Raw genomic sequence first — 9,280 nt, 5'->3', positions numbered from 1 at the left:
CGCCGTCTTCATGGGGCTGAACGGTGTCGTGGTAAAAAGTCACGGTAGCGCCAATGTGAAGGGCGTAGCCAACGCAGTAGAGGTCGCCGCGCGGCTGGTGGAAGAAGACATTACGGCCCGCATCACGCAAGATCTGGCGCGGGTGCAAGCAGAATGACAGTTGCCACCCTTCATGCCGTCATCAAAGGCACGGGGTCCGCGCTTCCGCGCAACCGCGTTTCAAACGCCGAACTTGCTGCCAAAGTCGATACGACGGACGAATGGATCACCGAACGCACCGGTATCAAATTTCGCCATATCGCTGAACCCGATGAAACGACATCCAGCCTCGCGATAGAGGCGTCGCGCAACGCGCTTGAGGCGGCGAATATGGCCGCGTCCGACATCGATCTGATTATTTTGGCGACCGCCACCCCGGACCAGACATTCCCTGCATCGGCAACCATCGTCCAGCACGCGCTTGGCTGCAATGGCGGCGTGGCCTTTGATGTCGCTGCGGTATGTTCGGGGTTCCTGTACGCATTTTCTGTGGCAGAAAGCATGATCCGCGCAGGATCAGCGCGTAACGCATTGGTGATCGGCGCAGAAACCTTCAGCCGTATCTTGGACTGGGAAGACCGCACAACCTGTGTGCTTTTTGGGGATGGTGCGGGCGCAGTCGTCCTGTCGGGCGAAGTCGGAACGCGCGGTGCCTTGGCCACCAAGCTGCATGCCGACGGCCAGCATAATGAATTATTATATGTCGACGGCGGTCCATCGACCACGGGAACGGTTGGCAAGTTGCGCATGAAGGGCCGCGAAGTGTTTCGCCACGCGGTCACCAACCTGACCAGCGTACTGTACGAAGTTCTTGAGGAAGCAAATCTTACCGCTGCGGATGTCGATTGGGTCGTCCCACATCAGGCAAATGCCCGGATTATTGAAGCGACGGCCAAGAAACTTGGGCTCGACGCCGACAAAGTTGTTCTGACGGTCGACCAGCATGCAAATACCTCGGCAGCCTCCGTTCCGCTGGCCCTTGATGTCGCCGTGCGGGACGGCCGGATTAAGGCCGGGGATGTCGTTGTAATCGAGGCAATGGGCGGTGGTTTTACATGGGGCGCTTCCGTCGTTCGAATGTAACCGTTTTCCAACGATCGCCGTTTTACAATTGAAAATTCTGCTGTATATTGTTGCCATTGAGGGTGATCGTTCATCCGGAGACCGTAAATGGCAGACACAGGAACTTTAACGCGCGCCGATCTGGCGGAAATTCTCAATCGTCAAATCGGTTTGTCGCGCGCTGACGCGGCATTGATGATTGAGTCTATTCTTGATCATATGACGACGGCTGTGCTTGATGGCGAAAATGTAAAAATATCCGGTTTTGGCACCTTTGTTTTGCGTGACAAAGGCCAGCGGGTAGGGCGCAATCCCAAAACAGGTGTGGAAGTGCCCATAACGCCGCGTCGGGTCCTGACATTTCGGGCCAGCCAAGGCATGCGTCAAAAGGTCAAATAACCCATCATGGTTGAAAAATCGGCGGACGCATTTCGAACCATTGGCGAAATGGCGCAGATTTTGGGCGTTCGGACGCATATTTTGCGTTATTGGGAAGAGCAATTCCCAATGCTGAAACCACTGACCCGCGCGGGTGGACGCCGTCTATATCGGCCGGATGACGTGGCCTTGCTGCACACTATCCACCGGTTGCTCTATAGCGAGGGATATACGGTGAAAGGCGCCAGGCGCTTTTTGGAAACAGGTGACGTTCCTGCCCCATCGCCGGTTGCTGCATCAACCCCCGCTGCCACTGGTCCACAGTTTGATCTTTCCGCGCTTCGGGCCATTCGCGATAGGCTCGCGTCCGCGCTTGCCGCGGCGTAAGTTCAAACAAGCGTCCGCGCGTAGACCATATCGCGAAACGGGACGTCTCCGACCATGAAGATGGTATTTCCAATCGCGGCAAAACCGGCGCGCTCATAAAAAGCGACCGCTTTTTCGTTGTTTTCGTACACCGCCAACAGCATGCGTTTCGCACCGCGCTCGGCCGCGATGGCAAAGGCTTGCTCAAGCAATTGTCGGCCATTGCCGCCATCTTGCCACGGTCCAAGCAAATAAATGCGCTTTAACTCAATATCCCCATCCTGCTGCAGGTCCGGGTGCGACGGCGGGGTTATCATCGCATAGCCAATAGGCGCGCCGAGCGGTGTCACACCCATCACGATATCGACACCGGGCTGCGCCAAGGCATTGGCATAATATTCCGCGCTGTGCTCGGTACGCAAATGCGCGACAAGTGGTTGGCCGGGATGGTCAAAGGCAAAGGTCGCAAGGAATGTTGCGGATCCAAGAAGCGCCAGCGCATCCGCGTCATGCACGCCTGCTTTACGCCAAATTACGGGGGTCATTCGTCTTGCGGCCCAAGATCGGGATCAAGATCGCGCGGTCGGATGAAATGGGTCAACTGCCCACACGACCGCTCAATATCCGCCCAATGGTCGATGTTCAGTTCCATACGCGCAATGGCGGCGGTGGGATATTTTTCCCAAACCAGATCGCGCAGCGGTGACTTGCCATCATCGGGGCAAAGATCGAAAACCAGATCTTCCATGCCGGGATTATGTCCGACCATCAGCAGGTTTTTATGTTCGTCGGCCTGGTCGCGCAGTACGTCCATCAACGTGGCCGATGATGCCAGATATATTCGGCGGTCCCAATGCGGGTCCATGCGCCCGCCCGTGCCCTTCACAAACTGGTCAATCGTGTCAATCACACGCACAGCGGGGCTGGCAACGACATGGTCGAAAACGAGACCGTTGTGCCTCACCCATGTGCCCATCGTGACAGCAGCTTTCTCGCCGCGCTTATTCAACGGGCGGTCAAAGTCCCGCGGCACCGAGTCATCCCAGCTCGATTTTGCATGACGGAATAATGTGAGCGTGAACGTCAAAACGGGTTGCTTTCATCGAGACTGATTTTGACGTCCTGCCGCAATTTTTCATCTGGCGAAAGGCCTGTTTTCACAGAAGCGACTGCCTCAGCCAACGTCACCCTTCGCACGGGCGTTCCCGGCGGAAAAGCCGTCAGCAGCCGGCTGGGCACGGCGGATGAGAGCAGAACAAAATGCCCCTTGTCGTCTGCGCTGCGGATCAGGCGGCCAAATGCCTGCGCCATTTTCGCGCGAATGATGCGATCATCAAAATCAATGCCGCCATTTTTGAGGCGGCGGGCGCGGTGCAATATGTCCGGACGCGGCCACGGTATCTGTTCCATGATGACAAGGCGCAGCGAATGTCCCGGCACATCTACGCCATCGCGCAAGGCGTCTGTGCCCAACAAACTTGCGTGCGGATCATCGCGGAAAATGTCGACCAAGGTTCCGGTGTCAATCGGGTCGACATGTTGCGCGTACAGCGGCAGGCCATCACGCGCCAAACGGTCGGCGATGCGCGCATAGGTTGATCGCAAGCGCCGAATTGCCGTGAACAGGCCAAGGACACCGCCGCCCGATGCGGTGATCAATGCGGCATAGGCCCCCGCCAGTGCCGCAGCATCGCCCTTTTTAATGTCCGTGACGATCAGGACCTCTGCCTGCGCCGTGTAGTCAAATGGGCTGATCGCAGAAAAATGTGTGGCTGGCTTATCCAAATGCAGCGCGCCCGTGCGGGCCTCCGCATTTTTCCAGTCGCCACCACTGCGCAAAGTTGCCGATGTGGCAAGGACCCCATGGCTTGGTTTCAGGACGATGTCCGCGACAGGTTTCATCGGGTCGAGCCAACGCCGATGCATGCCGATGTCCATTTCGCGACCTTCGAACCTGTCAATGGCGAGCCAATCGACAAATTCAGAATCCACCGGACCTACCGCGCGCGCCAGCATGGATATCCATGCGCGGACCGTATCAATCCGCCAGCTCAAGCTCGCCATAGCGCCCTCAACCCGTGCTCTGGCGCTGCCGTCAAGCCAATCTGGGGGATCGGACACCATCGCCTCAAGCCGCTGCCCCAGCACCGTCAGAGGACGCGCCAGCGCCTCCAGCGCGACGGCTGCGTCTGCGGCGGCATCGACAACAGCGGCGTCGGGATCGGCCAGTTCGGTTTCCAGACCATAGCCGCCTTCGGTGGCGTTGGTTTCGTCGCGGGCAAACACCATCGCCCGAACCGCTGCCAAAAACCGCTCAATGGGTCCCGACGGTGCACCTTCTGCCAACCGCGCGAGCCAACCATCGCCGGGCAGTGCTTCTGCGGCCATTCGTGCCATCTCGATAGCAAGGCCGCCTTCTTCATCATAAGATGCGACATCGGCGAGGCGCGCCGACAAACCACGGCGTCGGCCGCGGGCTTTGCCTTCGGGGCCAATCACCCAGCGGCGCAGTTCGATGGTTTCTTGGCCGGTGAGCGCTGCTGCAAACATCGAGTCCGCAGCATCGAACAAATGGTGGCCCTCGTCGAAAATGATGCGGCTTGGGCGGTTGAGTTCATCCCGACCGCGCGCGGCATTGACCATCATCAGCGCATGATTGGCGATAACAATTTCGGCCTGAACCGATGATCGGGACGCGCGTTCGATGAAGCATTTTTTGTAATGCGGACATCCGGCATAGATACATTCGCCGCGCCGGTCGGTGAGCGCGGTCGACCCGTTGCGCCGGAACAATGTCGGCAGCCATCCGGGCAAATCGCCGCCGATCATATCGCCGTCGTTCGAATAAGCGGCCCAGCGCGCCACGAGATGCGCAAGAATCGCCGCACGCCCGGCAAAACCGCCTTGCAACGCATCTTCAAGGTTCAGCAGGCACAGATAATTTTCGCGTCCCTTGCGGACAACGACTTTGGATTTGAAGGTTTCATAGTCCGGATAAATACGCTGTGCTTCACGGACCAATTGTCTTTGCAACGCTTTGGTAAAGGTTGAAATCCAAACGGTGCCGTCCGCTGCCGTCGCCCAAAGGCTGGCGGGGGCAAGATAACCCAGCGTCTTGCCAATACCGGTCCCGGCTTCAGCCAGTAACATATTTGGTTCGCCTTTGCGCGCGCGGGGCGCAAAAATCTCGGCTGCGGCTTGTGCGAAATCGCGCTGCCCCTGCCGTGTTTCGGCTGACCCGCCGACAAGCGAGGCGAGCCGTTGCTGCACGGCTTCGGCGCCAAGGGTGACAACACGCGGCGGCGTGCGGGGTGGTGCTTCCTCCCATTCGGGTAGGCGGCTGAACAGCCAGCGTTCGGGCTTTTCGGGTTTTTTCAATCGCGCCAAAATCAGGTTGGACCACGGCCAACGCAGCCGCATCAACGCTTGCGCTGCGTCCCAAGCACCCTCGCGTTCAGCCCAGTCTGGTGAATCCAGAACGGCAAGCAAAGTGCGTGCAGCCACCAGCAGAAATTGCGGAACCTCCTGATCCGTCGTCGGCGGCGTAATGCCCAAAGCCTTGGCCATGCCTTTTGGTGTCGGAACTGCAAAACGGGCAGGATATACAAAGGCGAACAATTCCAGCAGGTCGAGACCCGATAAATCCGGATAGCCAAGCCGCTGTGCAACCAACGGGGCATTCAGCATGACCATAGGCGTTTCCGCCGCACGGCCAGCTGCTTCGCCTTTCCCGACGGTTGTTACCTGACCATCTATCGACCCCACCCATATGCCGGCATGGCTTGCATGGAGCGCAGGAAAGGCTAGGGGAGTGTCCATAACATCTGATAGTCGTATTTGGAACGAAAGAGCAACACGTGACTGACCTTCGCGATATAGCAATGGCATCGAAAGCCTGGCCTTTTGAAGAGGCGCGGCGTTTGTTGAAACGGTATCCAAACGGCAAAGCGGATGGCGCGGCAATCATCTTTGAATGTGGCTATGGCCCATCGGGGCTTCCGCATATTGGAACGTTCAACGAAGTCCTACGCACAACGATGGTGCGCAACGCCTTTGCAACCCTATCCGATGCGCCGACTCGGCTGATCGAATTTTCGGATGATATGGACGGTCTGCGCAAGGTTCCGGACAATGTACCGAACCAAGCGATGCTGACCGAACATCTGGGCAAGCCGCTGTCGCGCATTCCCGATCCGTTCGAAAAGTTCGAAAGCTTCGCCGCGCATAACAATGCGATGCTGCGCGATTTCCTCGACCAATTCGGCTTTGACTATGAATTTATCTCGTCATCGTCGCAATATGAGAGCGGGGCGTTTGACGCGGCACTGAAAAATGTGCTGCGCAATTATCAGGCTATCATGGACATCATGCTGCCCACCTTGCGCAAAGAACGCGCCGCGACTTATTCGCCGATTCTTCCGATTAGCGAAAAGACCGGCATTGTCCTTCAGGTGCCGGTGGAAGTTGTAGATGCCGAAGCTGGCCTTATACGGTTTGATGATGGCGGCGACCTTGTCACGCAGTCGATCCTTGGCGGTAAGGCCAAGCTTCAGTGGAAGGTCGATTGGGCCATGCGTTGGGTTGCCCTTGGCGTCGATTACGAAATGTACGGGAAAGATTTGACCGACAGCGGCGTGCAATCCGGAAAGATTGCGCGTGTCCTTGGCGGGCGTCCACCCGAAAGCCTGATTTACGAAATGTTCCTCGACGAAAAAGGCGAGAAGATTTCGAAGTCAAAGGGCAATGGCCTCGCGCTTGAGGATTGGCTGAAATACGGCACGGAAGATAGCGTCGCTTTCTACGCGTTCCGCGAACCAAAGAGTGCAAAGCAACTCCATTTGGGCGTTGTGCCCAAAGCGGTGGATGAATATTTCCAGTTCCGCGCGCAATGGCATGACCAGCCGGTTGAAAAGCGGCTGGGCAACCCGGTCCACCATATCCACAATGGGCAGGTGCCAAGCGGGCAGCCGCCCGTCACATTCGGCCTTTTGCTGAATCTCGTTGGCGTCATGGGCGCAGGCGCGACCGAAGAACAGGTCTGGGCCTATCTTGGCAATTATGCGGACAATGTGTCACCAGAAAATGCGCCTGAACTGGCGGAGCTTATTCCCATCGCGCTTGCCTATAATCGCGACTTTGTTGCGCCGACCTTGCAAAAGCGCAAGCCCGAGGGCGTTGAGGTTGCTGCGTTGCAAACGCTCGATGCGCGTTTGGCCGAACTGCCCGCGGACGCGACTGCCGAGGACATACAAAATATCGTGTATGAAATCGGCAAAGAAGGCGGTTTCGAAAATCTGCGTGATTGGTTCAAGGCGCTGTATGAAACGTTGCTTGGCTCAAGCGCTGGTCCGCGCATGGGCAGCTTCATTGCGCTGTACGGGATTGCGAACAGCCGGCAGTTGATTGCGGAAGCGCTTGCATGACCACGGTTGCGGCCCGCCTCTATCATGATGGCAAGGTCGCGCAGGAAATCGACCTAACCAAGCCAATTCCGCATATCACCCAGCCAAAGGATTTTATCTGGATTGGGTTGCATGAACCCGACGATGGCGCGCTTAAGCGCGTTCAGGACCATTTTGGCCTGCATCCGCTTGCCGTGGAAGACGCCCTTGATCCGAAGCACTTGCCCAAGGTCGAAGTCTATGGCGATCACCTCTTTCTGGTGATCCGTACGCCCAAGTTGGTGGGCGACAGAATTGTTTATGGCAACACGGCCATTTTCATGGGGCGGCAATTCATCATCACCGTGCGCCATGGTTCGGAACGTTCGCACAGCCCCATTCGGGACCAGCTTGAGGCGACGCCGTGGTTGCTGAAGCAAGGCGCAGATTATGTGCTGCACGCGATCCTTGATTTCATCGTCGATGGCTATGGTGACCTTGTCGATATCATGGAAGAAAAGGTGCTCGTCATGGAAGAGCGGGCAATCGACAACTTCCTGAGCTCCGCCGAAACCAGTCGCATCTTCATGCTCCGGCGCGAACTATTCCGGCTGCAACGGATATTGGGCCCGACCGAGGATTTGACGAGCCGCTTTATCAATCTTGAGCTGCCGCAGATTGATGCGAACATTTATCCCTATATGCGCGACTTGCTCGACCATGTGCGCCGTATTGTCTACCGCGTTGAAGGGTTGCGCGACACGCTCACGTCCGTGATTGAAACGAGCGGATTGCTGGAGCAACAAAGGCAGGGGGCGATTACCCGCCAATTGGCCGCATGGGCCGCAATATTGGCCGTGCCGACCGCGATTGCCGGCATTTACGGCATGAATTTCGAACATATGCCTGAGCTTGAGTGGAAATATGGATATTTCCTGATCGTCGGGGTGATGGTGACCATTTGTGTCACCCTGTTCATTCGGTTTAAGCGGGCTGGGTGGCTGTAGGCCGGTTGACCGCCTGCCGCAAAACATCGCGGTAATTGGGCGAGATCGTCATGCGCGGATAATAGCCGCCATTGCCCAGAAGCCGGTGGGTGTCGCGCAATTTGTAGCACGGCACACCCATGAACAGATGATGTTCGCTGTGATAGTTCACCCAATATGGCGCAACCGTCATGCGTGCCAAGACACCCGCATAGGTCGTGCGTGCATGTGTGAATGGATCGCCGCTGCCCGTCGGGGTGCAGGCGTGCTCGGCAATGTTGCGGATGCGCAGGAACAATTGAAATGTCGTCGCGAGCGCGGCCAGCCAAAGCAAAAATGGCGTCCAACCCCAAATCGTCAACGATATCGCGAGCAAAATCGCCTGCACCATCAGGAACCGGCCCACGGTACGCGCGGTCGTCTTGGCGCCTTCCACATTGGCGATTGGCGCGCCGACTCCGGCTCTGTTTTGCATGTTGAACGCCCGGCCTGCGAGCGTGTCAGCCTTACCCGCGCCGTTTTCGCCCCGCAGTATCGCGGCTACCCCTCGCAACGCCGCCGCAAATTGCGCGCGCCTTTGTTTAAAGAAAGTCTGCCCGGTCAGGTCGCGGATGAACTTGCGGCGCAGGCTGTCGCGGCTGGTTGGAAACGGCGCAGACAAGGACAGGTCGGGGTCTTCGGGTTGCTGCGTGAATTTGTGGTGCGTCAGATGATAGGTGCGATAGGCGAACAGGTCGCTACCCGTTGCAGCGCCTGACGGCCATTGCCCAAGCCAGTTGTTCGTTTTGCGATTGGGGTGAAGCAGACCGTGCGCACCGTCATGCATCAGGATGGACAGCCCCAATTGCCGCCCGCCCAACACGGCCAGCGCCAGCGGCGTCACCAATATCCCGGCAAGCCAGTGATAGTTCCACGCCGCAGCACCACCAAATGCGGCAAGCGCCACGATGATCCACGCATGGATGATGAGCCAGATGCCGCGCCATACGGACAAGGTCGTGATTGCACGCCAGTCATCCGATGCAAAAACCTCGCGTGGGTTGGCTGCTTTTACTGCCGGCATGGAGC

The 9,280-nt window shown here is 57.6% G+C and carries 9 protein-coding genes and 1 pseudogene; 6 read left to right on the top strand and 4 right to left on the bottom strand.

Annotated elements, in window-relative coordinates:
- The 4 genes and pseudogenes from ACIQ0G_RS02835 to ACIQ0G_RS02820 all read left to right on the top strand — a co-directional run.
- Positions 1–157 (top strand): annotated as a pseudogene (locus tag ACIQ0G_RS02835) (phosphate acyltransferase); the annotation flags it as partial.
- Positions 154–1,122, top strand: a complete 969-nt coding sequence (locus ACIQ0G_RS02830; protein WP_324479277.1) for a beta-ketoacyl-ACP synthase III — start codon at positions 154–156, stop codon at positions 1,120–1,122. The pseudogene ACIQ0G_RS02835 and the gene ACIQ0G_RS02830, both read left to right, overlap by 4 nt.
- Before the next feature lie 87 nt (positions 1,123–1,209).
- Complete coding sequence (locus ACIQ0G_RS02825; protein ID WP_395628696.1) at positions 1,210–1,500, top strand: integration host factor subunit alpha; 291 nt, start codon at positions 1,210–1,212, stop codon at positions 1,498–1,500.
- A gap of 6 nt (positions 1,501–1,506) precedes the next feature.
- Entirely contained in the window at positions 1,507–1,866 is a 360-nt protein-coding gene (locus ACIQ0G_RS02820) for a MerR family transcriptional regulator (protein WP_397576603.1), read from the top strand.
- A 2-nt stretch (positions 1,867–1,868) separates the two neighbouring features.
- Here ACIQ0G_RS02820 and ACIQ0G_RS02815 read toward each other — a convergent pair whose 3' ends face one another.
- Genes ACIQ0G_RS02815 through ACIQ0G_RS02805 form a run of 3 tightly spaced genes read right to left on the bottom strand, consistent with a single transcriptional unit; the run spans position 1,869 to position 5,664 of the window.
- Positions 1,869–2,390, bottom strand: a complete 522-nt coding sequence (locus ACIQ0G_RS02815; protein WP_397576602.1) for a GNAT family N-acetyltransferase — start codon at positions 2,388–2,390, stop codon at positions 1,869–1,871.
- Positions 2,387–2,932 (bottom strand): SixA phosphatase family protein, encoded by a 546-nt coding sequence (locus ACIQ0G_RS02810; RefSeq protein WP_397576601.1) that lies wholly within the window; start codon positions 2,930–2,932, stop codon positions 2,387–2,389. The genes ACIQ0G_RS02815 and ACIQ0G_RS02810 overlap by 4 nt, the downstream gene beginning before the upstream one ends.
- Positions 2,929–5,664, bottom strand: a complete 2,736-nt coding sequence (locus ACIQ0G_RS02805; RefSeq protein WP_397576600.1) for an ATP-dependent DNA helicase — start codon at positions 5,662–5,664, stop codon at positions 2,929–2,931. Before ACIQ0G_RS02805 ends, ACIQ0G_RS02810 begins: the two co-directional genes overlap by 4 nt.
- A gap of 62 nt (positions 5,665–5,726) precedes the next feature.
- On the opposite strand from ACIQ0G_RS02805, the gene ACIQ0G_RS02800 reads away from it, so the two are divergent.
- Complete coding sequence (locus ACIQ0G_RS02800; RefSeq protein ID WP_397576604.1) at positions 5,727–7,268, top strand: lysine--tRNA ligase; 1,542 nt, start codon at positions 5,727–5,729, stop codon at positions 7,266–7,268.
- On the top strand, positions 7,265–8,233 hold the full coding sequence (locus ACIQ0G_RS02795; protein WP_397576599.1) for a magnesium and cobalt transport protein CorA: 969 nt from the start codon (positions 7,265–7,267) through the stop codon (positions 8,231–8,233). The genes ACIQ0G_RS02800 and ACIQ0G_RS02795 overlap by 4 nt, the downstream gene beginning before the upstream one ends.
- Here the strand turns inward: ACIQ0G_RS02795 and ACIQ0G_RS02790 are convergent.
- Positions 8,211–9,275 carry a fatty acid desaturase family protein gene (locus ACIQ0G_RS02790; protein ID WP_397576598.1) on the bottom strand — a complete coding sequence of 355 codons (1,065 nt, stop codon included), beginning with the start codon at positions 9,273–9,275 and terminating at the stop codon, positions 8,211–8,213. The two genes, ACIQ0G_RS02795 and ACIQ0G_RS02790, sit on opposite strands and share 23 nt — an antisense overlap.
- Between the last annotated feature and the right edge of the window lie 5 nt (positions 9,276–9,280).

The organism is Sphingorhabdus sp. (assembly GCF_044354325.1).
GTDB lineage: Bacteria > Pseudomonadota > Alphaproteobacteria > Sphingomonadales > Sphingomonadaceae > Sphingorhabdus_B.
This window is presented reverse-complemented; position numbering and strand designations above follow the sequence as displayed.

Excerpts from the sequence above, each read along its gene's own strand:
- ACIQ0G_RS02815 (WP_397576602.1), bottom strand. The coding sequence starts at position 2,390 with ATGACCCCCGTAATTTGGCGTAAAGCAGGCGTGCATGACGCGGATGCG.
- ACIQ0G_RS02830 (WP_324479277.1), top strand. The coding sequence starts at position 154 with ATGACAGTTGCCACCCTTCATGCCGTCATCAAAGGCACGGGGTCCGCG.
- ACIQ0G_RS02795 (WP_397576599.1), top strand. The coding sequence starts at position 7,265 with ATGACCACGGTTGCGGCCCGCCTCTATCATGATGGCAAGGTCGCGCAG.
- ACIQ0G_RS02805 (WP_397576600.1), bottom strand. The coding sequence starts at position 5,664 with ATGGACACTCCCCTAGCCTTTCCTGCGCTCCATGCAAGCCATGCCGGC.
- ACIQ0G_RS02820 (WP_397576603.1), top strand. The coding sequence starts at position 1,507 with ATGGTTGAAAAATCGGCGGACGCATTTCGAACCATTGGCGAAATGGCG.
- ACIQ0G_RS02800 (WP_397576604.1), top strand. The coding sequence starts at position 5,727 with ATGGCATCGAAAGCCTGGCCTTTTGAAGAGGCGCGGCGTTTGTTGAAA.
- ACIQ0G_RS02825 (WP_395628696.1), top strand. The coding sequence starts at position 1,210 with ATGGCAGACACAGGAACTTTAACGCGCGCCGATCTGGCGGAAATTCTC.
- ACIQ0G_RS02790 (WP_397576598.1), bottom strand. The coding sequence starts at position 9,275 with ATGCCGGCAGTAAAAGCAGCCAACCCACGCGAGGTTTTTGCATCGGAT.